23 protein-coding genes are annotated in these 21,943 nt (G+C 62.1%); 15 read left to right on the top strand and 8 right to left on the bottom strand.

What is annotated here, in order from left to right; translation table 11 throughout:
* The first annotated feature begins 365 nt into the window (after positions 1–365).
* From J4G38_RS21350 to J4G38_RS21340, 3 genes are all read left to right on the top strand, one after another.
* Positions 366–1,313 carry an alpha/beta fold hydrolase gene (locus J4G38_RS21350; protein WP_210521257.1) on the top strand — a complete coding sequence of 316 codons (948 nt, stop codon included), beginning with the start codon at positions 366–368 and terminating at the stop codon, positions 1,311–1,313.
* Between the two features lie 85 nt (positions 1,314–1,398).
* Positions 1,399–2,526 (top strand): sensor histidine kinase, encoded by a 1,128-nt coding sequence (locus J4G38_RS21345; RefSeq protein WP_210521256.1) that lies wholly within the window; start codon positions 1,399–1,401, stop codon positions 2,524–2,526.
* A gap of 39 nt (positions 2,527–2,565) precedes the next feature.
* A complete protein-coding gene (locus J4G38_RS21340) occupies positions 2,566–3,315 on the top strand; it encodes a LytR/AlgR family response regulator transcription factor (RefSeq protein WP_210521255.1) in 750 nt (249 codons plus the stop codon).
* 950 nt (positions 3,316–4,265) lie between these two features.
* Here the strand turns inward: J4G38_RS21340 and J4G38_RS21335 are convergent.
* On the bottom strand, positions 4,266–4,637 hold the full coding sequence (locus J4G38_RS21335) for a glyoxalase superfamily protein (protein ID WP_210521254.1): 372 nt from the start codon (positions 4,635–4,637) through the stop codon (positions 4,266–4,268).
* Positions 4,638–4,797: 160 nt separating this feature from the next.
* Here J4G38_RS21335 and J4G38_RS21330 point away from each other — a divergent pair, with 160 nt between their 5' ends.
* Positions 4,798–6,288, top strand: a complete 1,491-nt coding sequence (locus J4G38_RS21330; protein WP_210521253.1) for an amidase — start codon at positions 4,798–4,800, stop codon at positions 6,286–6,288.
* Positions 6,289–6,457: 169 nt separating this feature from the next.
* Here the strand turns inward: J4G38_RS21330 and J4G38_RS21325 are convergent, their stop codons facing one another.
* From J4G38_RS21325 to J4G38_RS21315, 3 genes are all read right to left on the bottom strand, one after another.
* Entirely contained in the window at positions 6,458–7,285 is an 828-nt protein-coding gene (locus J4G38_RS21325) for an aldo/keto reductase (RefSeq protein ID WP_210521252.1), read from the bottom strand.
* 81 nt (positions 7,286–7,366) lie between these two features.
* Positions 7,367–7,813, bottom strand: a complete 447-nt coding sequence (locus J4G38_RS21320) for a helix-turn-helix domain-containing protein (RefSeq protein ID WP_210521251.1) — start codon at positions 7,811–7,813, stop codon at positions 7,367–7,369.
* A 171-nt stretch (positions 7,814–7,984) separates the two neighbouring features.
* Positions 7,985–8,791, bottom strand: coding sequence for a S1/P1 nuclease (locus tag J4G38_RS21315; protein ID WP_210521250.1), 807 nt, complete (start codon positions 8,789–8,791; stop codon positions 7,985–7,987).
* A 205-nt stretch (positions 8,792–8,996) separates the two neighbouring features.
* On the opposite strand from J4G38_RS21315, the gene J4G38_RS21310 reads away from it, so the two are divergent.
* The 5 genes from J4G38_RS21310 to J4G38_RS21290 all read left to right on the top strand — a co-directional run bounded on the left by J4G38_RS21310 (position 8,997) and on the right by J4G38_RS21290 (position 14,377).
* Positions 8,997–9,248, top strand: a complete 252-nt coding sequence (locus J4G38_RS21310; protein ID WP_210521249.1) for a hypothetical protein — start codon at positions 8,997–8,999, stop codon at positions 9,246–9,248.
* A 157-nt stretch (positions 9,249–9,405) separates the two neighbouring features.
* Positions 9,406–10,383, top strand: coding sequence for a glycoside hydrolase family 43 protein (locus J4G38_RS21305; protein ID WP_210521248.1), 978 nt, complete (start codon positions 9,406–9,408; stop codon positions 10,381–10,383).
* 107 nt (positions 10,384–10,490) lie between these two features.
* Positions 10,491–11,258 (top strand): hypothetical protein, encoded by a 768-nt coding sequence (locus tag J4G38_RS21300; RefSeq protein ID WP_210521247.1) that lies wholly within the window; start codon positions 10,491–10,493, stop codon positions 11,256–11,258.
* A 115-nt stretch (positions 11,259–11,373) separates the two neighbouring features.
* Entirely contained in the window at positions 11,374–13,515 is a 2,142-nt protein-coding gene (locus J4G38_RS21295; RefSeq protein ID WP_210521246.1) for a matrixin family metalloprotease, read from the top strand.
* A 163-nt stretch (positions 13,516–13,678) separates the two neighbouring features.
* Complete coding sequence (locus tag J4G38_RS21290) at positions 13,679–14,377, top strand: DUF4328 domain-containing protein (RefSeq protein WP_210521245.1); 699 nt, start codon at positions 13,679–13,681, stop codon at positions 14,375–14,377.
* Positions 14,378–14,602: 225 nt separating this feature from the next.
* Here J4G38_RS21290 and J4G38_RS21285 read toward each other — a convergent pair whose 3' ends face one another.
* The 3 genes from J4G38_RS21285 to J4G38_RS21275 form a co-directional block, all read right to left on the bottom strand.
* Positions 14,603–15,133, bottom strand: a complete 531-nt coding sequence (locus J4G38_RS21285; RefSeq protein WP_210521244.1) for a GNAT family N-acetyltransferase — start codon at positions 15,131–15,133, stop codon at positions 14,603–14,605.
* 104 nt (positions 15,134–15,237) lie between these two features.
* Complete coding sequence (locus tag J4G38_RS21280; RefSeq protein ID WP_210521243.1) at positions 15,238–15,468, bottom strand: hypothetical protein; 231 nt, start codon at positions 15,466–15,468, stop codon at positions 15,238–15,240.
* A 128-nt stretch (positions 15,469–15,596) separates the two neighbouring features.
* Positions 15,597–16,790 (bottom strand): hypothetical protein, encoded by a 1,194-nt coding sequence (locus tag J4G38_RS21275; RefSeq protein WP_210521242.1) that lies wholly within the window; start codon positions 16,788–16,790, stop codon positions 15,597–15,599.
* 97 nt (positions 16,791–16,887) lie between these two features.
* On the opposite strand from J4G38_RS21275, the gene J4G38_RS21270 reads away from it, so the two are divergent.
* The 6 genes from J4G38_RS21270 (at position 16,888) to nadD (ending at position 21,187) form a co-directional block, all read left to right on the top strand.
* Entirely contained in the window at positions 16,888–17,655 is a 768-nt protein-coding gene (locus tag J4G38_RS21270) for a glycosyltransferase family 2 protein (protein WP_210521241.1), read from the top strand.
* 26 nt (positions 17,656–17,681) lie between these two features.
* On the top strand, positions 17,682–18,704 hold the full coding sequence (locus tag J4G38_RS21265; RefSeq protein WP_210521240.1) for a glycosyltransferase family 9 protein: 1,023 nt from the start codon (positions 17,682–17,684) through the stop codon (positions 18,702–18,704).
* A 286-nt stretch (positions 18,705–18,990) separates the two neighbouring features.
* Complete coding sequence (locus J4G38_RS21260) at positions 18,991–19,635, top strand: sigma-70 family RNA polymerase sigma factor (protein WP_210521239.1); 645 nt, start codon at positions 18,991–18,993, stop codon at positions 19,633–19,635.
* Between the two features lie 72 nt (positions 19,636–19,707).
* Positions 19,708–20,007 carry a hypothetical protein gene (locus J4G38_RS21255; protein ID WP_210521238.1) on the top strand — a complete coding sequence of 100 codons (300 nt, stop codon included), beginning with the start codon at positions 19,708–19,710 and terminating at the stop codon, positions 20,005–20,007.
* Positions 20,008–20,036: 29 nt separating this feature from the next.
* The gene (gene gmk / locus J4G38_RS21250) at positions 20,037–20,621 is read left to right on the top strand and encodes a guanylate kinase (protein ID WP_210521237.1); all 585 of its coding nucleotides are present in this window, start codon (positions 20,037–20,039) and stop codon (positions 20,619–20,621) included.
* The gene (gene nadD, locus J4G38_RS21245; RefSeq protein WP_317198220.1) at positions 20,618–21,187 is read left to right on the top strand and encodes a nicotinate (nicotinamide) nucleotide adenylyltransferase; all 570 of its coding nucleotides are present in this window, start codon (positions 20,618–20,620) and stop codon (positions 21,185–21,187) included. The genes gmk and nadD overlap by 4 nt, the downstream gene beginning before the upstream one ends.
* Before the next feature lie 113 nt (positions 21,188–21,300).
* Here the strand turns inward: nadD and frr are convergent, their stop codons facing one another.
* Entirely contained in the window at positions 21,301–21,864 is a 564-nt protein-coding gene (gene frr, locus J4G38_RS21240) for a ribosome recycling factor (RefSeq protein WP_210521236.1), read from the bottom strand.
* Between the last annotated feature and the right edge of the window lie 79 nt (positions 21,865–21,943).

Raw genomic sequence — 21,943 nt, 5'->3', positions numbered from 1 at the left:
GCCACCGATGGCTACACCAACCTCGAAAGCTACCTGAATAGCCTGGTGGCGGCAGGAGGGAAGTAGAAGTAGGGAGGTAGGCAGCGGAATCCAAAAAGGACGTCATGCCGGGCGGAGCCGGGGCATCTCGCGTGTGGTGGTAACTCAATCGAATGGTTTACTGCTGCACGCGAGATGCCCCGGCTCCGCCCGGCATGACGTTTTGTTACCAGCGGTTGCACCAGGTGGCACTGGGCTGCCGTTTCCATTCAGCAACCATTCAGCCCGTTCAGCGGGCTGGATTACCGTTCGCGGAAAATGCGTTTCGGCCGCTGAAACGGGCCGGTAAGTTTGGGTCATTCAATCACCAATAACCCCGCTTACCCATGAAAACTTCTGCTTTTGCCCGCCGCCTGTCCGTTGCCGTTTTGCTGATTGGGGCCACTGGCCCGGCTGTGCTGGCCGCCCCCGCCGCCGTGCCCACCACCAAAACCGGGGCCGATAACCCCGCCCTGCACCCCGCCTTCACGGTGCGGGTGGTGGGCAAGGGCCGGCCCATGCTGCTGATTCCCGGCCTGACCTGCCCCGGCGCGGTGTGGGACGAGGCCGTGGCGCACTACCAGACGCAGTACCAGTGCCACATCATCTCGCTGGCCGGCTTCGGCGGCGCGGCCCCGGCCGCTACTTTGGCCGACCCGCTGCTGCCCGCCGTGCGCGACCAGCTCCTGGCCTACATCAAAACCCAGAAGCTGAATAAACCGGTGGTGGTGGGCCACAGCCTGGGCGGTTTCATGGCCCTGGAGCTGAGCACGGCCCAGCCCGACGCCATCGGCCCGCTCGTTATCCTGGATTCGCTGCCCTACATGGCCGCCATCCAGAACCCCGCGGCCACCGTGGAAACGGTGAAGCCCATGGCCGACAACATGCGCCAGCAGATGAAGCAGGGCCACCAGCCCGCCGCGGCCCAGCGCCAGATGGCGGCCGGCATGGTCACCGACACGGCCCGTCAGGCGCAGGTGATGCGCTGGGGCTCGGCCTCGGATGCGCCCACCGTGGCCCAGGCCATGTACGACATGTACACGATTGACCTGCGCTCCGACGTGAGCCGGATTCAGCAGCCGGTGCTGGTGCTGGGCGCCTGGGCCGCCTACAAGCAGTACGGCTCGACCAAGGAAAGCACCCGCGCCATCTTCACGCAGCAGTACGCCAAGCTGCCGGGAGTGCGCATTGAGATGTCGGAAGCCGGCCGCCACTTCCTCATGTACGACGACACGGCGTGGTTCCTGGCGCAGGCTGACGCCTTTTTGAAGCAGCCGGCCGTGGCCAAAAAATAGCCGGAAGCGGCCCGGGTGGCACCCTCCGGGCCGCGCTGGCGCGTCACCACTGCCGTAACTTGCCTGCTGCTAATTCCCCGGTATTATGCCCCACTCCTCGGCCCGCCCGCGCTTGTATTGGATTCTCCAGATTGGGGGCTGGGCGGCCTACGGGCTGCTGGGCGGCGTGCTGTCGGTGGTTTTTGGCAAGTTCAGGCCGCTAATCATCCCCATCGAAATCATTGTGGCGGGCTCGATGCTGCTGGGCAGCCACCTGCTGCGGCTGTACCTGCGCCGCCACGGCTGGACGCGCCTGTCGCTGGCGGCGCTGCTGCCCCGGCTGCTGTTGGGCAACCTGCTGGTGGCGGTGGGCAGCATGGCCCTCACCGGGGTATTGGTGACGCTGCTGTACTGGCTGGCGGAGCCGGCCAGCCAAGGCGGCCACGGCTTTCCGTGGCTGCAATACGTGGGCTACACGGCCAACTCCTTTTTCTTCATGCTGCTGTGGTCGGCGGCGTATTTCAGCCTGCATTATTTCGATAACCTGCGGCAGGCCGAAATCGACAAATGGAAGCTGACCGCGGCCGTGCGCGACGCCGAGATGCGCACCCTCAAGGCCCAGATTAACCCGCACTTCCTGTTCAACGGCCTCAACAACATCCGGGCGCTGGTGCTGGAAAACCCGGCGCGCGCCCGCGAGATGATGACGCACCTCTCGGACCTGCTGCGCTACTCCCTGCAATTGAACAGCCGCGAGCAGGTGCCGCTGGCCCGCGAGCTCGAAATTGTGGCCCACTACCTCACCCTCGAAAGCCTGCAGCTAGAAGAGCGCCTGCGCTACACCCTGGACGTGGCCCCCGCCGCCCTGGACGTGCTGCTGCCGCCCATGACGTTGCAACTGCTGGTCGAAAACGCCATCAAGCACGGCATCGCGCCGCGGCCGGGCGGGGGCTGCATCCACGTTTCGGCGCAACTCGAAAGGCCCGGCCAGGTGCTTATCACGGTGCGCAACCCCGGCCATTATTTGCCCAACCCCGCCGCGCCCGGCCACACTGGCGTGGGCCTGCCCAATGCCCACGAGCGCCTCCAGCTGCTGTTTGGCCCCACGGCCAGCCTCCACATTGCCGACGATGCCCACCAGGCCAACACCGTGATGGCCGAGCTGCGCCTGCCGCTGCTGGCCGCTGCCCCGACGGGAAAAGGAGAACGTCATGCCGAGCGCAGCGAAGCATGACGTTCTTTTTAGTATCCACTTCTTCAGCCACTCACCCCCTTGAACATTCTGCTGGTTGACGATTCGCGCCTGGCGCGCACCGAGCTGCGCCACCTGTTGCAGGCCTTTCCCGACGTGACCATCGTGGGCGAGGCCCGCCACGCCGACGAAGCTCGTACCCAAATCCAGGCCCTGCGACCCGATTTGCTGCTGCTCGACGTGCAGATGCCCGGCCAAACCGGTTTTGAGCTGCTGGCTTCGCTGGAAGCCGCGCCCCACGTCATTTTCACCACGGCTTACGACGAGTACGCGCTCCAGGCGTTTGCCGTCAATGCCCTCGACTATTTATTGAAGCCGGTGCAGGAAAGCCGCCTGGCCGCCGCGCTGGCCAAGGCCCGCGCCCGGGTGGCGGGCCCGGTGCCGGCCGAAGTTTCGGCGGGAGCCGGCACGATGGAAGAAGCGCCGCAAGCGCCGCTCACGGCCCAGGACCAGGTGTTTGTGAAGGACGGCGAGCGGTGCTGGTTCGTGAAGCTGGCCGACATCAAGCTCTTCGAAATCAATGGCAGCTACACCCGCATTCACTTCTCAACCCACCGGCCGCTCATCCCGCGCACGTTGCAGCAGCTGGAAGCCCGGCTCGACCCCAAAGTGTTTTTCCGGGCCAACCGCCAGCAAATCATCAACCTGAAATGGATTGCCGGCATCGAGCCCTGGTTCAGCAACACCCTGCGCCTCACCCTGAAGGACGGGCCCGAAGTGGAAGTGTCGCGGCAGCAGTCGGTGCGGTTTCGGGAGCTGCTAAGCCTGTAAAAACAGTGAGCAGTTAACAGTGAGCAGTTAACAGTGAGCAGTTAACAGTGAGCAGTTAACAGTGAGCAGTTAACAGTGAGCAGTTAACAGTGAGCAGTTAACAGTGAGCAGTTAACAGTGAGCAGTTAACAGTGAGCAGTTAACAGTGAGCAGTTAACAGTGAGCAGTTAACAGTGAGCAGTTAACAGTGAGCAGTTAACAGTGAGCAGTTAACAGTGAGCAGTTAACAGTGAGCAGTTAACAGTGAGCAGTTAACAGTGAGCAGTTAACAGTGAGCAGTTAACAGTGAGCAGTTAACAGTGAGCAGTTAACAGTGAGCAGTTAACAGTGAGCAGTTAACAGTGAGCAGTTAACAGTGAGCAGTTAACAGTGAGCAGTTAACAGTGAGCAGTTAACAGTGAGCAGTTAACAGTGAGCAGTTAACAGTGAGCAGTTAACAGTGAGCAGTTAACAGTGAGCAGTTAACAGTGAGCAGTTAACAGTGAGCAGTTAACAGTGAGCAGTTAACAGTGAGCAGTTAACAGTGAGCAGTTAACAGTGAGCAGTTAACAGTGAGCAGTTAACAGTGAGCAGTTAACAGTGAGCAGTTAACAGTGAGCAGTTAACAGTGAGCAGTTAACAGTGAGCAGTTAACAGTGAGCAGTTAACAGTGAGCAGTTAACAGTGAGCAGTTAACAGTGAGCAGTTAACAGTGAGCAGTTAACAGTGAGCAGTTAACAGTGAGCAGTTAACAGTGAGCAGTTAACAGTGAGCAGTTAACAGTGAGCAGTTAACAGTGAGCAGTTAACAGTGAGCAGTTAACAGTGAGCAGTTAACAGTGAGCAGTTAACAGTGAGCAGTTAACAGTGAGCAGTTAACAGTGAGCAGTTAACAGTGAGCAGTTAACAGTGAGCAGTTAACAGTGAGCAGTTAACAGTGAGCAGTTAACAATCCGTATTAACTGCTCACTGTTAACTGCTCACTGACAATATGTCCAGCTCGCAGAACACGATGCAGTTGCCGAACGGGTCATAAACTTCCATTTCCAGCACCCGCTTGTTCCAGAAGGCGGGCGCCATGGCGAGGCGCTTGTGCGGGAAATCCTTGGTTGTCAATTGGTGGTGGTAGGCCGGCAGGCCCAGTATTTCGACCCGCGCCCTGGCGCCGGCGCAGCTATCGGTGGTGTGAGCGCTCAGGTGCAGCACAAAATCGCCCCGCGATACCTGGAAGTACACCGGGCCCTGGGCGGGCTGGTCTTCCCAGTCGATGCGGAATCCCAACCAATCAATGTAAAATTCCCGGGCTTTGTGGTAATCCAAAATCCTGAATACGGGCGTCACCATGCGAAAACGAAGTAGGAATGGCCTCGATGTAATGCGCTTTGACGTTGAAAACACCTTCTGCTGCTGGCAAGGTGCTGCTTCGCAACAGCATCTACGGAGCTAAACAGCGTTTGGCGCACGGCGGAGAATATTAAAACCGGGCACCGCCTACATTTAGCGAATGATTTCTCCCGCCGAATACGACCAGCTCGACGGCCTGGGCATGGCCGCGCTCGTGCGCACCGGCCAGCTCACGGCCCCCGAGCTGTGCGCCGCCGCCCTTGCCCGCGCCGAAGCCGTGAACCCGCAACTCAACGCCGTGGTGCACCCGCTCTACGAGCCGGCCCGGCAGCGGGCCGCGGCGGGGCTGCCCGCCGGCCCGTTCGGCGGCGTGCCGTTCCTGCTGAAGGATTTTGGGGCGCAGTACGCTGGCGCGCCGCACACCTCGGGCAGCCGGGCGCTGCGCAACTTCGTGCCCGCCGCCGATGCCGAGCTGGTGCGCCGCTGGCAGGCCGCGGGCCTCAACATCCTGGGCAAAACCAACACGCCCGAGTTTGCGCTCATGGGCGTGACCGAACCCCTGCTGCACGGCCCCGCCCGCAACCCCTGGCACCTGGGCCACACGCCCGGCGGCAGCAGCGGCGGGGCGGCGGCGGCCGTGGCGGCCGGCATCACGCCGGTGGCGGGGGCGGGCGACGGGGGCGGGTCCATCCGGATTCCGGCGGCGTGCTGCGGGCTATTTGGGCTGAAACCCAGCCGGGGCCGCGTGCCCACCGGCCCCGAGCAAGGCGAAAAGTGGCAGGGCGCCGCCGTGGAGCATGTGCTCAGCCGCTCGGTGCGCGACAGCGCCGCCCTGCTCGACGCCACCCAGGGGCCGGATGCGGGCGCACCGTACTTTCTGCCGGGCCCGGCGCGGCCGTATCTGGAAGAAGCCGGCCGGGCGCCGGGCCGGCTGCGCATTGCCTTCAGCCTGGGCCACCCGCTGGGCAGTGCGCTGCACCCGGAATGTGCCACGGCGGTGCGCGAGGCCGCGAAATTGCTCGAAAGCCTGGGGCACGACGTGGAAGAAGTGCCGCTGCCCTTCGATGGCCGGGCCGTGGCTTCGGCTTTCCTGATGCTGTATTTTGGCGAAACCGGGGCCAGCATCGCCGCGCTGGCCCGGCACCTGGGCCGCCCCGCCCGGCCCGCCGACGTGGAGCCCACCACCTGGCTGCTGGGCCTGCTGGGCCGCACCTACACCGCCGCCGATTTCGCGGCCGCCCGCCACACCTGGAACGACAGCGCCCGCCGCATGGGCCGCTTCCACGAAACGTATGACCTGCTCCTGACCCCCACGCTGGCCACGCCGCCCGTCCGCATCGGCGAGCTGCAGCCCAAGCCGATGGAGCAAAAGCTGCTGAAACTCGTCAACACCTTCGGCCTCGGTGGCCTCATCCGCCGTTCCGGCATCGTGGAGAAGCTGGCCGAGCAGAGCCTCGAAAAAACGCCCTACACCCAGGTGGCCAACCTCACGGGCCAGCCCGCCATGTCGGTGCCCCTGCACTGGACCGCCGACGGCCTGCCCTGCGGCGTGCAGTTCATCGCGAAGCTGGGGGCCGAAGACGTCCTGTTCCAACTGGCCGGGCAGCTGGAGCAGGCCCGGCCGTGGTTTGGCCGGCGGCCGAGCTTGTAGCGCGAACTTTTAGTGCGCAAAGCTAACGTACTCGCAGTGTACCTGATGCTGGAAAGCGGGAAGGACCCGTCGCACAGTTTTTTCGCGGCTGTTGAGGCCTTGGGGGAGGCAATGCTACCCGTCGTGGCGTGTCCATTTTGCAACTGCCCACAGGCCCCGTTTCGACAGATTAGGCTAAAAAATCCAACTCTTCCTTCGACAGCGAAACGTTCGCTGCTTTTACATTTTCCTCCAGATGTTGGATGGAAGTAGTGCCTGGAATGGGGAGTATCCATGCGGATTGATGGAGTAGCCACGCCAGATTGAGCTGCGCCACCGTGACGCCTTTGGCTTCGGCCACCTCTTGCAGCTTGCGCTGCCCGGTGGGTAGTGACGTTTGGAGGGAGAAGAAGGGAATAAATGGAATCCGATGTTCCTCGCACAACGGCAGCAGCTCACCCCCCTGGAACCCGTAAGGACTGTTCGGGTCCGTAACCCGCTGGGTATAGCTGTACATATTCTCCACACTGGCAATTTTGCCTAATGCACGGGCCGTGTTAAACTGCTCAATGGTGGCATTAGAAAGGCCCACATGCAGAATTTTGCCTTCGCGCTGCAACGCCAGCAGGGCGGCGAAAGACTCCTCGTACCCACCAGGACTATTGGCGGCCTTGCCAAAATGCACCAGGGGCAGCTGTTCGAGCTTCAGTTCCTGCAAGTTGTTTTCGACGCTGCGCCTCACTTCCGCCGGCTTGCCGTAGGGCAGCCAGCTTTTGTCGGTGCCTCGCGTTCCGCCCACCTTGGTCGCGATAATCAGGTCGGCCGGATAGGGGTGTAAGGCCTCCGCCAGCAGCCGGTTGGTGACGCCTGGTCCGTAAAAATCGGCAGTGTCGAAAAAGTTGACTCCCAGCTCGACGGCTTTCCGCAAGAGGGCAATGGCCCCCGGGCGGTCTCGGGGCTCGCCCCAAAAATCCTCCCCGGTCAGCCGCATGGTGCCGTAGCCGGGGGCACGGGCCATGAGGGGGGTGGCCGTGTCCGCGCCAATTGTGATGATTCTGCTGCTCATTTGCTTTGGGTTGAAGTGGTCTGGCTTTCCTTTTTAGCCACCCTGGCTGCTACCCGTTTGGGCCGCCGGTTGCGCAGTGGCTTTGCGATAGGAGGAAGGGGTGAGCCCCGTGAACCGTTTGAAAAATTTGGTGAAGTTTGACACGTCATAATCCAGCTTGCGAGCGATTGCCCCAATGGGCACAGTGGGGTCGGTCAGCAGCTTTTTAGCCTCCAGCAATATCCGCTGCTCGTAGAAATAGCAGGCATGATGGCCCGTTGCCAGCTTGATTATCTTGCTCAGGTGCCCGGGGTGCAGGCAAATGATATCGGCGATTTCCTTAAGCTCATGCATGCGTTCCACCCGTCCCGCCAGGAAATCATCCATATGGCTATCCAAAACCTGCTTGAACCGGGCCGCAATTTCAGCCTGGCGAGAAACGTAGACCTTCGGGATTGTAGCCATCATTTTTTTGCCTTCTGGTACTGCTACAAAGGTCAATGAGCGGGCCGCTTACAAAATGGTGAAGAGTCAAGTTTCTGACTCGGCCGGGCTAAAATATCCTGTTATCCTGAGCCAAGGATGACCGCTAAACCCAAAGAAGCCCCGGCTGCTTACGCAACCGGGGCTTCTTTGGCTCCAGGCAAAATGAGGGGTTATCCCGAGTGAGGCTCACCTCTCAAATACCTCGTTCAGCACGCCGGCCAGGCGGATGCCGGCTTTCAGCACCTGCTGCTCGGCGGTGGGGCCGAAGGTGGGGTAGAAGTGCCAGTCGAACTTGGGGTTGGCCGCCGCCGCGGCGTAGATGGCCGGGCAAAGCTGGTACGACTCAAACAGCCAGGTGGTCATCTCGTCCTTCTGCCACTGCTTGATTTGGGCCGGCGTGGCGTGGTCGTAGGCGGCGGCCATTTCGAGGTAGCTAAAGCCAGGGTATTCGATGATGGCGCTGTCCCAGACGCTGTGCAGGTTGGTGTCCTCCTTGCCGCGCCAGTTCACGACGATGCTGTTGCCGCCCTTGTCCTCGGCGTGGCCCACGTGCAGGGGCTGGTGCACGTCGCCCACCAGGTGAATGACAAACTTGAGGGCTACGAGCTTTTCCGCGTCGGTCTTTTTGGGGTCTTTCAGGTCCTTGCGGGCTTGCAGCAGGGCGGTGTAGGCGTTGGTGGGCGCAGCCGGGGCCAGCAGGGTGGGGTCGTTCAGCTGCTTGACGAAGGCGGCGAAATCGAGGCCCACGGGCACGTTGAGGTAGTGCCAGGGCGCCGTGTTGCTGAATTGCGGGTCGGCGCGCAGCTCATCGGCCCAGGTGCTCACCAGCGGCATGGTTTCGTGGCCCAGAATACGGGCCACTTCGCGCCGGGCGTTGCTGGAAAGGTGGTTTTCGGCAATGCGGGCCACGGCCCGGTGGCCCACTACGCCCCAGGCCAGCAGGCTAAACGGCGCGCATAACAAAGCCAGCAGGGCAACACATTTTCTAAACATTGAGAGAGGAGGTGGGGTGAGACAGTAAACGAATGATTCGGGGTCAGATGGGCCTGCTTCCAAAAAGCAGAACCACAAAGCTAGCGCCGCCGCGCGCCGGAATCCCAAGGCCGTGGGCGAAGTATTTGGCAGCGTCCACCCCGGCACCACCGGGCCCGGCACAAGCAGCGCATCAGCGTGATTTGCGGCCCTCCCCTCTAATTGAATGCAAGTGGAAACTATTGTCGATTCTCCCGAGCTTTTCATCGGCCGCGATGCCCAAAACCAGTGGCTCTACGTGGATTGGCGGGGGGCCTACGACCCGAAATCGACTCGAACTGCCTGCGGCCTGCTCCTGAAAAGCCTGCGGGCGTGGCCCTGCCACAAAATCTTCAGCGACAACACCGGCGTCGCCCACATCTGGCTGCCCCGCACGCAGTGGAGCAGAAGGCAGCGAGCAATGAGCAGTTGTCAGTGAGCAAAAGAACGTCATGCTGAGCGGAGCCGAAGCATCTCGCCTGTGGTAGTAACTCAATCGTTCAGCGAAAGAATTACTACCACAGGCGAGATGCTTCGGCTCCGCTCAGCATGACGTTCTTTTGCTCACTGCTCACTGCTCACTGCTCACTGCTCTCATGTACATCAACCCCATTATCGACGACAACTTCCCGGACCCCGCCATCATCCGGGCGGCCGATGGCTGGTACTACGCCTACGGCACCCAGACCCGGCGCGCCGGCGTCATTATCAACCTGCAGGTGGCGCGGTCGCGGGAGCTGGTGCACTGGGAATATCTCGGCGAAGGCCTGCCCGAAAAGCCCGTGTGGGCCCGGCTGAGCCAGAAAATATGGGCCCCACACGTCAGCGAGCACGGCGGGCGCTATTACCTCTACTACTCGGCCCGGCCCGATGGTGCCGACTCCCTCAGCCTGGCCGTGGCGGTGGCCGAAGCCCCGGCCGGCCCGTTCGTGGACAGCGGCCGGCCGCTGCTGCCCGGCCCCGGCTTCACCTGCATCGACCCCATGGCCTTTGATGACCCCGCCACCGGCCAGCGGCTGCTGTACTGGGGCTCGGGCTTTGGGCCCATCTGGGTGCGCGAGCTGGCCGCGGACCGGCTCGGCTTCCTGCCGGGCAGCGCGGCGCGGGCCGTGGTGCACCCCAGCGTTTCCGACGACCCCGACGACTACCACCGCCTCATCGAAGCTGCCTGGGTGCACTGCCACGAGGGCTGGTACTACCTTTTCTTTTCGGGCGATAACTGCTGCGGCCCGCACGCCCACTACGCCGTGCTGGTGGCCCGTGCCCGCCATGCCACCGGCCCCTTCGAAACCTACGCCGCTGCCACCGCCAACCCGCACAGCGCCCTGCTCGCCGCCAATGCTCACTGGCGCGCCCCCGGCCACAACTGCGTGGTGACCGATGCCGCCGGCCAGGACTGGCTGGCCTACCACGCCATCGACCCGCGCCAGCCCACCTTCGCCGCCATCGACGACTCGGAGGGCTACTCGCGCCGCGTGCTGCTCCTCGACCGCCTGGAGTACGCCGACGGCTGGCCCGTGGTGCGCGAGGCCTCGCCTTCGTGGCAGCCGCAGCCGGCGCCGGCGGGGCAGTAGCCCACTTTTGGGGAGCGGCTAAACCTCCGGCCGGTTTGGTGGTCTGTGTTGCGCCCTGGTACTCTGCCGACGGCTTCATTTTCAGCCTACTGCCCATTCTCTACCGCATGGTTTCTTTGGCCCGATGCCCCGGCAGTGCCGGGCGTGCTCGTCTGCTGCTGGCCCTGCTGCTGCTTTTGGGCGGCGGGCGAGTGGCCGCGCAGCAACCCGCCCCCCCCGATTCGGTGGCCGCCCCGGTAGAAGTGCCGTGCCCGGCGCCTATCCCCGCCCCGGCGCCGGTGGCTCCGCGCCGGCGGGTGGGCTTCGTGCTGTCGCTCGACAACCGCGATTCCTTCGTGCAGTCCTCGGCCGTGAGTGTCATCGGCCTGAACGCGGGCCTGGTGCTGCCCGGCCGGCGCTGGCGCCTGGGCCTGGGCGCCTACACGCTCCGCCGCGACTACGCCAACCAATACATCTACCAGTATAAAAACGGTAAGCGCACTAAGAAAATCCTCGAAACCCTCACCCCGCAACTCGACCTTACCTACTTCACGCCCAACGTGAGCTACGTGTTTTTCCAGCGCCGCTGGCTCGAAATCAGTGCGCCGCTAGCCGTGGGCCTGGGCCGCAGCCACTATTCCGAAACCGACCAGAACGGCAAAACCCCCACCGACAGCCGTGGCCTGTTTGTGCCCGTGGAGGTGGGGCTGGCGGTACTCGTCAAGCCCATGCGCTGGGTGGGCGTGAGCGGCAGCCTGGGCTACCGCACCTCGGTGCTCGAAATCGATTATAAGGAAGATTTCGACGGCTGGTACTACAGCTACCGCCTCAACGTGTTCGTGGGCGCCATCTGGCGCGACTGGCGGCAGTACCGGCGCAGCCGCCCGGCACGGTAGCCGGCGGCCCGCTGCCATCGCACTTTTTTCGGTATTGACACCTTTTTAAACGGCTTCCAAGCCCTTGGCGGCCTGTTTTCCGTATCTTCGGCGGTACGCGTTTTTCTTCCTGCCCATGCCGTTTGCGTTACCTTTTCTTCGTGTGATGAGCCGGCGGCTGGGGGTGGCGCTGGGGCTGGCAATGGCAATGGCCGGGGCCGGCCCGGTACTGGCGCAGGCACCCGGGCCCGAGCTGCGCTGCCTGATGCTGCCCATTGAGCCCGCCAGCCGGGCCCGGGAATCGGCCCTGGTGGTCGAAGCCCAGGTGCTCGATGCCCAAAGCTTTTGGGATGCGGGCCACGGCCGGCTTTTCACCCGGCACCGCCTGCGGGTGTTTTCCCTCCTGAAAGGCCAGGTGGCCGACACCACCGGCCTCACCCTCCTTACCGAAGGCGGCCGCCTGGGCCTCGACCAGCAGCTCCTCACCAACACGCTGCGGCTCACGGCCGGCCAGCAGGGCATCTTTTTCCTGACGCCCGCGCCCTGGCCCGGCTTGCCCGCAGTTGCCGCGGGCGGCCGCGCCTACACGCCCTTCGGCAGCGAGCAGGGCTTTATCGGGTTCAACCTTGCGGAGCGCACCGCCACCGAGCCCTTCCGCACCTATCCCGCGCTGGATGCCGCGTTTTATCAGGAAATAGCCCGCCTCACCGGCCAGCCGCGCCGGCTTCTGCGGGCCAATCCGGCCCTGGCCGCCGCTGGCCCGGTGGCGCAGCGGGGCACGCTGGCACCCACCATTGCCAGCTTTGCGCCGGCCAGTTTGCCGGCCGGCACCGGGGCCGTCTTCACCATCAGCGGCGACGGCTTTGGCAGCAGCCGGGGTAGTGGTTTTGTCGAGTTTAAGAATGCCGACGACGGCGGCGCAACCCTCGTGAGGGCCCGCGACGCCGATTACGTGTCCTGGACCAACAATCGCATCGAGGTACGCGTGCCTTCGGCGGCCAATGGCGGGCAGCCCGTGAGCAACGGCCACCCGGCCGGTTCCGGCGTGGTGCGCGTGACCACCGCCGGCCAGCTGGCCGTGGAAACTGCCGCCCCCATCACGGTCATTTACGCCCTCACCAACGTCGAAAGCACCGACGGCACCCTCCTCCAGCGCCCCAACCACATTGCCCTGAACGCCAGCGGCGGCATCAGCTTCCATTTCGGCCCCAATTTCACGGCCACTGCCGCGCCCGCGGCCTGGCAGCGTGCCCTGGCCACCTGGCGCTGCCAAACGGGCATGAACTGGGACGTGGCTGCCCCCAGCGCCACCAACACCATCGCCGACGATGGCCAGAACGTGGTGGCCTTCGACGCCGGTGCCGAGCTGCCCGCCCGGGTGCTGGGCCGCACCACCAGCTACTACCGCGGCTGCTACGCCCCCAATGGCGAGGTAGTGTTTTGGGTGAAGGAAGTCGACATGCAGTTCGACGATGGCACCGCGTTTCAGTTCGCCACGGGCGCGCCTACCCGGAGTCAGGTCGATTTTGAAACGGTGGCCGTGCACGAGCTGGGGCATGCCCAACAGCTCAACCACCTCATCCTGCCCGGCGCGGTGATGCACTACGCCGTCGCCCTCGGCCAGACTACCCGCGTCCTCAACCTGCTCAGCGACGTAGCGGGCGGGCGGCAGGTGTTGCGCGTGCGCAGTTTCCGCAGCCTGGGCTGTGGCGGGCCGGCGCTGCTGCCCGCGCCGCTCACCAGCTTCAATGCGCAGTTCGTGGCGGGTACCGGCGTGGCCCTGGCCTGGGCCACCCGCGACGAATGCTTCCTGAGCAGCTTTGTGGTGGAGCGCAGCCTGAGCGGCGACACCACCGCCTGGGAACGGGTGGGCACCGTGGCCGCCCGCCCGCCCGCCAGCGCCTACCAGTTCACCGACGCGCAGCCGCCCAGCGGCTTGCATTACTACCGCCTCCGCCTGCTGCGGCCCGATGGCTCGCTCGATAACGTGGCCCCTGCCTTGCTCAGCTCCGACGGGGCCAATGCCAGCGTGAGCATTTTTCCGAACCCCGTGGCCGGCGACCAGCTGCGCCTGCAATACCCCGCCCCGGCCGATGGCGCGGTTGTCTTCCGCTTCTACGACGTGCTGGGCCGCCAGATTCGGGCCACCAGCCTCAGCGTTCCCGCTGGCCTCAACGTGCTGCCCCTCAGTATTACAGGTATGGCGCCGGGCCTGTACGTGCTGCACTGGCAGGATGCGCAGGGCCACACCGGCAACCGCAAATTCATTCGGATATAAGCGGGCAATAAACAGTCGTTCAACCGTAAGCGGGTTGTTAGTTGCTTGTTGTCTGCCTACCAACAACGAGCAACTAATAACTGACAGCAAAGTATCTGGTCCGCAGCGTGCTATCTTCCGCTTTCATTCGGCCGGCAACCTGGCCCAGGCGCTCATTCTACCCATGGTTTTACGCGATAATACGGCCCGCGCCCAGCAGGCAGTCACCATTTTTCAGGCCATGGCCGTGGTGCTGGCCCTCACCATTCTGTCTAATTTCTGGTATCTCAACGAGGTAGCCACGGGCCGCACCGCCGCTGAGATTGACGCCAGCCCGCTGGGCCTGGTGCACAACCTGCTCATCATTGTCGAGCTGGTGCTGATGGTGACCAGTCTGGCAATGTTCATTCGCTGGCTGCGCCGGGCTTACTGGAACCTGCACGCCTTGCGCCGGCCCATGGAGCACAGCGAAGGCTGGGCTGCCGGGGCGTGGTTTGTGCCTTTCCTCAACCTGTTTCGGCCCTATTCCATTGTGCGCGAAGTGTGGCGCCAGACTCAGCTGGTGGCCTTCGAGCAGGTGACGCCGCACGGCCTGCTGCGGGCGTGGTGGCTGCTGTTTGTGCTGCACGGCATCGTCAGCAACGTAACCGGCAAAATGGCCAACAGCGCCAATACCGTTGTGCAGCTGCAAAGCGCGGCCTGGGGCAACATCCTCACGGCGGGCCTGAGCCTGGGCACTGCGGTGCTTTCGGTGCTGGTGGTGCGGCGCATTGCCAGCTACGAAGTTCAGATGGACCTGCGCCTGCAGGTCAGCCGCATCGGCGGGCCCGCCCCCGTTCCGGCCCTGGCGCCCGAAGAAGACCAGTCCGACTACGAATACTAACCAGACTTGTCAGAACTGAGTAAAAACTCAATAGTTGGAGTCTCGTCGTTAGCTTCGCGGGCCTTCGGTTGCTGATAGTGTTTAGCCGGCGCAGTAAGGTGCGGTTCCAGTCGCTCAACGACAAGACTAAGTAATAAATGGGTTGTCAGTTGCTCGTTGTTAGTTAAGATGTTTTCCAGATACCAACAACTGACGACGAATAACTAACAACTTAATTCAAGACTTTTACAGCTGGTTGCGCCCGGCGGGCGTGGCGGCCACCTCGGCCGCCGGGGCCACCTCGTAGCGCGCCAGCTGGGCATCGTCGAGGTTGCCATTGAGCCACTCGCTTTCGATGTTGGCCCCCAGCTTTTTGTAGAAGCCGATGGCGGATTCGTTCCAGTCCAGCACCTGCCACTTGAGGCGCACGGCCCCGGTGGCGCGGGCCTCGGCCACCACGGCATCAAACAGCAGCCGGCCGAAGCCGCCGCGCCGGGCCGCCTCGGTCACCACCAGGTCTTCCAGGTACAGCATCCGGCCTTTCCAGGTCGAATACGCGGTGTAGAACAGGGCGAGGCCGATGATTTCGGCTTCCTGATTTTCCAGCACAAAAAAGCTGAAGATGGGCGCCGGGCCAAAGCCGTCGCGCTGCATGGCCGTCAGGGTGTTGGTCACGGCCTCGGGGGCGCGCTCGTACTCGGCCAGTTCCCGAATCAGGGCCAGCACCTGGGGCAGGTCGGCTTCCACGCCGCGGCGCAGCACAATGTTGTCTTTCATAACAAAAACGCGCCGGCCTGGCCGCGCCAAAAAGAAATCGGGCCGCCACCGCCTCAGCAGCAACGGCCCGATAAGTAAACCTGGATTAACCCAAAAACCGCGAATTACATCTGCGGCTGCATCTTTTTGATGTCTTCGATGGCATTCACCGAGTTCAGCTCCCGGAACTGGGCGGGCTGCTTGGCACCCTTGGTGGTGTCGGGCGCGGGGGGCAGGGCGGGCAGCTTGGCGGTGGCAACATCATCGTCGCCTTCCGTCGTAGAGGGGCCGCACGAAGGCAGCGTGAACGACAGCAGGGCAGCGGCCAACAGGCCGGAAAAAAGCGTTTTTTTCATGTGTGGGGAAACGAATGCGGGCGCAAGTTACGCACGGAGTGCGGCTTGCAATACGGAAAATAGGTCCGTTTACTACGGGAGATTTTGGCCGGGCGTTGGCTGCCCATCACCGGGCCACGCCGGCTGGCCTACTCCAGTACCGCAAACCACGGCACTCCCAGGCGGCCCGGCCGCAACGCAACCGCTACTTGCTGGCCCGGCTGCACTTGCTGGTAATACGTGCGGCTCACCTTCACATCCTCTTCCGTGGCAACTGGTCCCCAAGCAGGCAGTTTGAGATAATACGTCGTGGATTTGCCCGAATTGATGTGCTTGCTTACTACTTGTGGCCTATAGATGGTAGCCGGACTCTCGTCATACACGGCGTTTATGGTGGAAGTGGCCCCGTAGCCATACATTATGGCTGCTGGTATTACTACCAAAGATTTGATAAATAATTCGTTGTCTCTAAAAAACCATGTGCGCGCACCCAATACCAACAGCACGGCCATCCCTAAACCCGCCAACCCTGCTGGCAGCCACAAGGAAGCATAGTCAACCGCCTCAAAATCGAATAAACTGCGAATAACAAGACTCAAACTGGGCATAAACACAGCTGTCGCTACGGATGGATAAGCACTGGTCTTATCTTCAAAGAACCCTAACGTGTGTTTGTGGAGCCGAAGTGCCAGCGTCGCCAGCAGCGGTAAAAATACCCCTGTTGCAATAGCCCATTTGTATGGATGCGGATAGAAAAATAGCCAACCCGCCCCTGCCCAGCCAGCAATATTCAGTAAGCGAGCCGTTCGCTGGGCCTTTGCCAGCGCAGTAACTCGTGCCTCCGGCGTATCGCCAAGGGCAGTATCCGCCAGCAAAGTGGCGGTAGCCTTCTCAGTGGCTACCTTATCAAAGTCGGGGTATCGCGCGGCCAGCCATTGTGTGATTTCGTGGTATCGCTCAGTTGTGTAGGCAATTTTCAGCGTGGGCAAATAAATCTCCTTCGGATAAATGAAAGTGTATTTGTCACCAATCCGGTAGCCATCAATTTCCTGCAGAGTCAGTGTTTTTGTGTTGAATACCCCCACTTGGCTCACCTCCCGCAAGCCGATGATGAAGCAGTTTTTCAAAGTGTCTAACAGTCCATACACCACGAGACCGGCCAAGCCAACTCCCAGCAGGCCAAAGCCAGCACCAGTAGCCAGCGAAAGGTTTTTGCCCTGCATCAGCAAGAATGGTAATGCTAAAAACAGCAGCGCCAGCGGCGGCATGCAGATGTAAACGAAAACACGCCAGCCCTTGGCCATGCGGTATTCTTGGCCTTGAGTTTCCTGCCAGGGAGTCACGAGGAATGATAGAAGTGATGGAAAATCGGGCCTGCCCGAAATGCCGCTCAAGGTACGCGATGCGGGCGTTGCCGGCTGCCCCTACCTTTGCCAGCCCATGCGCGTTTCCCTCGCCGTCGTCATCATCACCTTCAATGAAGCGGCCAACATTGCCCGCTGCCTCCAGGCGCTGGGCGACGTGGCCGACGACGTGCTGGTCGTCGATTCTTTCTCCACCGACGCCACCGTGGAAATCTGCCGGCAGCACGGCGCCCGCGTTATCCAGCACGCCTTCGCCGGCTACGTCGAGCAGAAAAACTACGCCACCGCCCAGGCCCGGTTCGACCACGTTCTGCAGCTTGACGCCGATGAAGTCCTCACCGATGAGCTGCGCCACTCCATCCGCGAAGCCAAGCAGGACTGGCAGCATGCCGCGTATTCCCTGGCCCGCCTCACCAACTACTGCGGCCACTGGGTGCGCCACGGCGGCTGGTACCCCGACCGCAAGCTGCGCCTCTACGACCGCCGCCTGGGCCGCTGGACCGGCCTGCTCCTGCACGAGCGCTACGAGGTGAGCCCCGGCCAAACTACCGGCCAGCTCGCCGGCGATGCCCTGCACTACAGCTACCACAGCATCGCCCAGCACGTCAGCCAGCTCAACAAGTTCACCAGCATCACGGCCCAGGAGCTGGCCCTGCGCGGCAAAACCAACGTCGGCCTGTTCCACCTGCTGCTCAAGCCGCTCTGGAAATTTATACACGGCTATTTCTTTCGATTGGGCCTGCTCGATGGGTTTGCCGGCCTGTGCATCGCCGGCATCTCGGCCTGGGGCGTGTTCCTGAAATTCGCCAAGCTGAAAACCCGCACCGAACGCGCCGAAGCATGAGCCCGGAAAGCCGCCAAACCTTCCTCGTGTCCCGCACCGACGCCATCGGCGACGTGGTGCTGACCCTGCCGGTCTGCGGCCGGCTCAAGCAGCTGTTTCCCGGCTGCCGGGTGGTGCTCATCGGCCGCACCTATACCGCGCCCGTGGCCGCTGCCTGCCCGTGGGTCGATGATTTTCTGAACGTTGATGAGTTGCTGAAGCAGCCCCAGGCTGAGCAGGTAGCCATTTTGCAGGCTTTCGGAGCCGCCGCCATCATCCACGTTTTCCCCAACAAAGCCCTCGCCCGTCTCGCCCAAAAGGCCCGCATTCCCGTCCGCATCGGCACCCGCAACCGCTGGCTGCACTGGCTCACCTGCAACCGGCTGGTGGCTCTCAGCCGCCGCCACTCGCCCCTGCACGAAGCCCAGCTGAACCTGAAGCTGCTTCAGCCATTAGGCACTCCGCCAGAGTTGGCGCTACCCGAAATTGCCGATTTGGTGCGCCTGAACGCCGTAGCGCCGTTGGCCCCGCAGTTCGCGCAGCTCCTGCGCCAGCGCCAGCCCGGCCAGCTCAATGTCATTCTGCATCCGCGCAGCCGGGGCAGCGCCCGCGAGTGGGGCCTCGGCCATTTCGGCCACTTGGCCCGGCTGCTGCACCAGGCCGGCCACCGCGTGTTCATCAGCGGCACGGCGGCGGAGGGCGAGGAGCTGGCCGAATGGCTGTCCCAACACGCGCCTTTCCTCACCGCCGACCTCACGGGCCAGCTCAGCCTGCCGCAGTTCATTGCCTTCATCGCCGCCGCCGATGGCCTGGTGGCGGGCAGCACCGGCCCGCTGCACCTGGCGGCCGCGCTGGGCCGCCACGCGTTGGGGCTGTACCCGCCCATCCGGCCCATGCACCCCGGCCGCTGGGCCCCGCTGGGTCCGCACGCCGAATACGTGGTTTTCGACAAGCCTAACTGCGAAGATTGCCGCGCCCAGCCAGCGGCGTGCACCTGCATCCGCGCCATCGGGCCAATGGTGGTGGCGGCGCGGGTATTGGCCTGGGAGCCGTTACTTTTGGTCGATTAAAGCCCATTAGCAGCAAACAATGGCGCATTTGCGCCGTTAAGTTGACGGCCGGGGCCGGCGGCGCAACCTACGAGCCGCCGCAATCCGTACATCGGGCAGTGTTTCGCGTGCTAAATTCACCTAAGCCCGGCCGTTTCCGGCTGGGGCAAAGACTGGTATTTGATAAGCGCTACCAGCCCGAAGCAACCGCGCCAGGCACCGCCACCGAGTACTAGGTTTAGCCAAATTTGTTCAAGTCCCCCTTTATTTCGTAGGTTTCGGCCCACAATTTCCCCCGCCCACCTGTATGAGCGATTCTCCCGAACGGGTCAAACTGAGCAAAGAGGAAAAAGACCGGCGTTTCCAGGCCGAGTTGATGCCCGTGCTCGACCCGCTCTACAACTTTGCCTACCGCCTCACCCTCGACGAGGACGATGCCAACGACTTGGTTCAGGAAACCTACCTTAAGGCGTACCGCTTTTTCGAATATTTCGAGCCCGGCACCAACGCCAAAGCGTGGCTTTTTCGCATTCTCAAAAATTCGTTCATCAACGACTTTCGCAAGAAGAGCAAACAGCCCGCAAAAGTCGATTACAGCGAAATAGAAGGGTATTATAACCCCGATGACGTGGAGGCCGAGGGCGAAATCGGCGCGTCGTCGTCCGACATGCGCCAGCAATCGGCCCGCGACCTGATTGGCGACGAAGTAGCTAGTGCGCTAAATTCTTTGCCGGTAGATTTTCGCACCGTCATCATCCTCTGCGACCTCGAAGGATTTACCTACGAGGAAATGGCCAAAGTGCTTGATATTCCGATTGGTACGGTGCGTTCACGCCTGCACCGGGCCCGCAATTTCCTCAAGGATAAGCTCGAGAAGTACGCCCAATCAATGGGATATGGTAATGATACAATTGACGACGAAACGGAACTAACCGAGCCCGAGAATAATTAATCTCCCTGCAAGCGCACGCTGCGGTGGCCTTGCACGTCGTTGTCTCTCACAGTCTTCACGCAATTTTCAATTATGAACCAAGCTGCTACTACACAAACCAACACGTCGGCTCCTGTTGCCACTCCCCCCGACAATGGCCCCGACTGCGAACGCGTGAATACTGTACTAGACCAGCTCATCGAAGGCCAGCCCGTGACCGCAGAAGACGAGGACTTTCTCTACGACCACGGCACCGATTGTTCCCCCTGCTTCGACGACATTGAGAAGCAGCACATATTTATCGGTTTTTTGAACCAGCGCGTGTCCCGCCGGCCCATTCCGGCCCGCTTGCCCGAAGCAATTTTGGCCCGCGTAGGCGCTGTAATGGCCTGATACCGGCTCCGGCTGGCTAGCTTTGCGCGATGCAAGGCAAAATTATTGTGTTTTCGGCTCCGTCTGGCGCGGGCAAAACCACCATCGTGCACCGGCTCATGGAGCGGTTACCGGAGCTGAGCTTTTCCATTTCGGCCTGCACCCGTGACCGTCGCGGTCGCACCGAGGCCAATGGCAAAGACTACTATTTCATCTCCACTCAGGAGTTCCAGGACAAAATCCGTCACGACGAATTTGTGGAGTGGGAGGAAGTCTACGAAGGCGCTTTCTACGGCACGCTGAAGTCGGAAGTCGAACGAATCTGGGAGAGCGGCAAACACGCCATTCTTGATGTGGACGTGAAAGGTGGCCTCAGTATCAAGGAATTCTACAAGGACCGGGCGCTGGCGATTTTCGTCCGCCCGCCGTCCATTGAAGTCCTGGAGCAGCGCCTGCAAGCACGCGCCACCGATTCGCAATCCAGCATTTCGTCCCGGGTGTACAAGGCCAATTTCGAGCTGGCCTTTGAAGACCGGTTCGACGTGACCGTCATCAACGACGACCTCGACGTAGCCTCCGACCAGGCCGAAAAGCTGGTGCGCCAGTTCATCAGCGCCGAGCCCGCCATTGTATGAACCGGCTGCGAATCGGCCTGCTCTTCGGCTCATTCAACCCCGTGCACACCGGCCACCTCATCCTGGCCGAGCACTTTGCCACCCGCACCGACCTGGCCGAAGTCTGGCTCGTCGTCACGCCCCACAATCCATTTAAAGCCGCCGCCGACCTGCTGCCCGAAGCCGAGCGCCTGAATCTGGTAGAGCTGGCCCTCGCCGGCAACCCGCGCCTGCGCGCCGAGGACATCGAGTTCGGCCTGCCGCGTCCCAGCTACACCATCGCCACGCTCGGTGCCCTGCGCCAGCGCCACCCCAACCACGATTTTGTGCTGCTGATGGGTGCCGACAACCTCCCCGGCCTGCCCCGCTGGCAGGAATCGGCCCGCCTGCTGGCCGAGGTCGATATCTACGTTTACCCGCGCCCCGGCACCGTGCTGCCAGATTTAGCGCTATTTCCCCGCGTCCGAATCCTGACCGCGCCCCTGCTGGATATTTCGGCCACCTACATCCGCGAAAGCCTCCGTGCCGGCAAATCCATCCGCTACCTGGTGCCCGCCGCCGTAGAAGCCGCGTTAGGAAAGAAATAGAACAGCCCTGCGTAACCCTGCGATTTTAACACCGCGAAACCCTGCGTGCGACAATAGCCACAAAAAAGCCCGACGATAAATCGCCGGGCTTCTTCATTTTCAAGCGGACTCAATCAGATGGTCATAATCTCCGATTCCTTCTTGCTGAGCGTCTTCTCAACCTCGGCAATGTAAGAATCCGTCGTTTTCTGCACTTTCTCCTCGGCGCTTTTGACGGCGTCTTCCGAAGCGCCCTCTTTCAAAAGCTTGCGCAGCGACTCGTTCACGTCCTTGCGGATGCCGCGCACCCGTACCTTGCCAGCTTCCGATTCATTCTTGGCCTGCTTCACCAGCTCGCGCCGGCGCTCCTCGGTCATGGCCGGAATGTTGAGGCGCACCCCGTCGGCATCCGACACCGGATTCAGGCCCAGGTCACTGTTCTTAATGGCTTTGGCTACTTCGCTCACCATATTTTTTTCCCAGGGCTTGATGAGCAGCGAGCGGGCATCGGGCGCCGTCACGGTCGCAATCTGGCCGATGGGAGTGGGGGTGCCGTAGTAGTCCACGCGCAGGCCGTCGAGCATGGCCGGCGAGGCCTTGCCGGCCCGGATACGGCTCATTTCCACGCCCACGTGCGCCAGCGCCTTGCTCATCGATTCAGCAAGCTCGTCGAGGTAAAACTGAATTTCTTCGTCCATTTCGTTTGGTTGTCAGTTATTGGTGGTCAGAGGCCAAAGCCAGTCGTCCGTTTTTCGGTGCAAACTAACAACTGACAAC

The sequence above is a fragment of the Hymenobacter terricola genome (genome assembly GCF_017921975.2).
Lineage (GTDB): Bacteria > Bacteroidota > Bacteroidia > Cytophagales > Hymenobacteraceae > Hymenobacter > Hymenobacter terricola.
This window is presented reverse-complemented; position numbering and strand designations above follow the sequence as displayed.

What these genes read in the sequence shown, in the direction of transcription:
- J4G38_RS21350 (WP_210521257.1), top strand. Translation starts at nt 366, where the DNA reads ATGAAAACTTCTGCTTTTGCCCGCCGCCTGTCCGTTGCCGTTTTGCTG.
- J4G38_RS21345 (WP_210521256.1), top strand. Translation starts at nt 1,399, where the DNA reads ATGCCCCACTCCTCGGCCCGCCCGCGCTTGTATTGGATTCTCCAGATT.
- J4G38_RS21335 (WP_210521254.1), bottom strand. Translation starts at nt 4,637, where the DNA reads ATGGTGACGCCCGTATTCAGGATTTTGGATTACCACAAAGCCCGGGAA.
- J4G38_RS21330 (WP_210521253.1), top strand. Translation starts at nt 4,798, where the DNA reads ATGATTTCTCCCGCCGAATACGACCAGCTCGACGGCCTGGGCATGGCC.
- J4G38_RS21325 (WP_210521252.1), bottom strand. Translation starts at nt 7,285, where the DNA reads ATGGCCCGTGCCCCCGGCTACGGCACCATGCGGCTGACCGGGGAGGAT.
- J4G38_RS21315 (WP_210521250.1), bottom strand. Translation starts at nt 8,791, where the DNA reads ATGTTTAGAAAATGTGTTGCCCTGCTGGCTTTGTTATGCGCGCCGTTT.
- J4G38_RS21310 (WP_210521249.1), top strand. Translation starts at nt 8,997, where the DNA reads ATGCAAGTGGAAACTATTGTCGATTCTCCCGAGCTTTTCATCGGCCGC.
- J4G38_RS21305 (WP_210521248.1), top strand. Translation starts at nt 9,406, where the DNA reads ATGTACATCAACCCCATTATCGACGACAACTTCCCGGACCCCGCCATC.
- J4G38_RS21300 (WP_210521247.1), top strand. Translation starts at nt 10,491, where the DNA reads ATGGTTTCTTTGGCCCGATGCCCCGGCAGTGCCGGGCGTGCTCGTCTG.
- J4G38_RS21295 (WP_210521246.1), top strand. Translation starts at nt 11,374, where the DNA reads ATGCCGTTTGCGTTACCTTTTCTTCGTGTGATGAGCCGGCGGCTGGGG.
- J4G38_RS21290 (WP_210521245.1), top strand. Translation starts at nt 13,679, where the DNA reads ATGGTTTTACGCGATAATACGGCCCGCGCCCAGCAGGCAGTCACCATT.
- J4G38_RS21285 (WP_210521244.1), bottom strand. Translation starts at nt 15,133, where the DNA reads ATGAAAGACAACATTGTGCTGCGCCGCGGCGTGGAAGCCGACCTGCCC.
- J4G38_RS21280 (WP_210521243.1), bottom strand. Translation starts at nt 15,468, where the DNA reads ATGAAAAAAACGCTTTTTTCCGGCCTGTTGGCCGCTGCCCTGCTGTCG.
- J4G38_RS21270 (WP_210521241.1), top strand. Translation starts at nt 16,888, where the DNA reads ATGCGCGTTTCCCTCGCCGTCGTCATCATCACCTTCAATGAAGCGGCC.
- J4G38_RS21260 (WP_210521239.1), top strand. Translation starts at nt 18,991, where the DNA reads ATGAGCGATTCTCCCGAACGGGTCAAACTGAGCAAAGAGGAAAAAGAC.
- J4G38_RS21255 (WP_210521238.1), top strand. Translation starts at nt 19,708, where the DNA reads ATGAACCAAGCTGCTACTACACAAACCAACACGTCGGCTCCTGTTGCC.
- gmk (WP_210521237.1), top strand. Translation starts at nt 20,037, where the DNA reads ATGCAAGGCAAAATTATTGTGTTTTCGGCTCCGTCTGGCGCGGGCAAA.
- nadD (WP_317198220.1), top strand. Translation starts at nt 20,618, where the DNA reads ATGAACCGGCTGCGAATCGGCCTGCTCTTCGGCTCATTCAACCCCGTG.
- frr (WP_210521236.1), bottom strand. Translation starts at nt 21,864, where the DNA reads ATGGACGAAGAAATTCAGTTTTACCTCGACGAGCTTGCTGAATCGATG.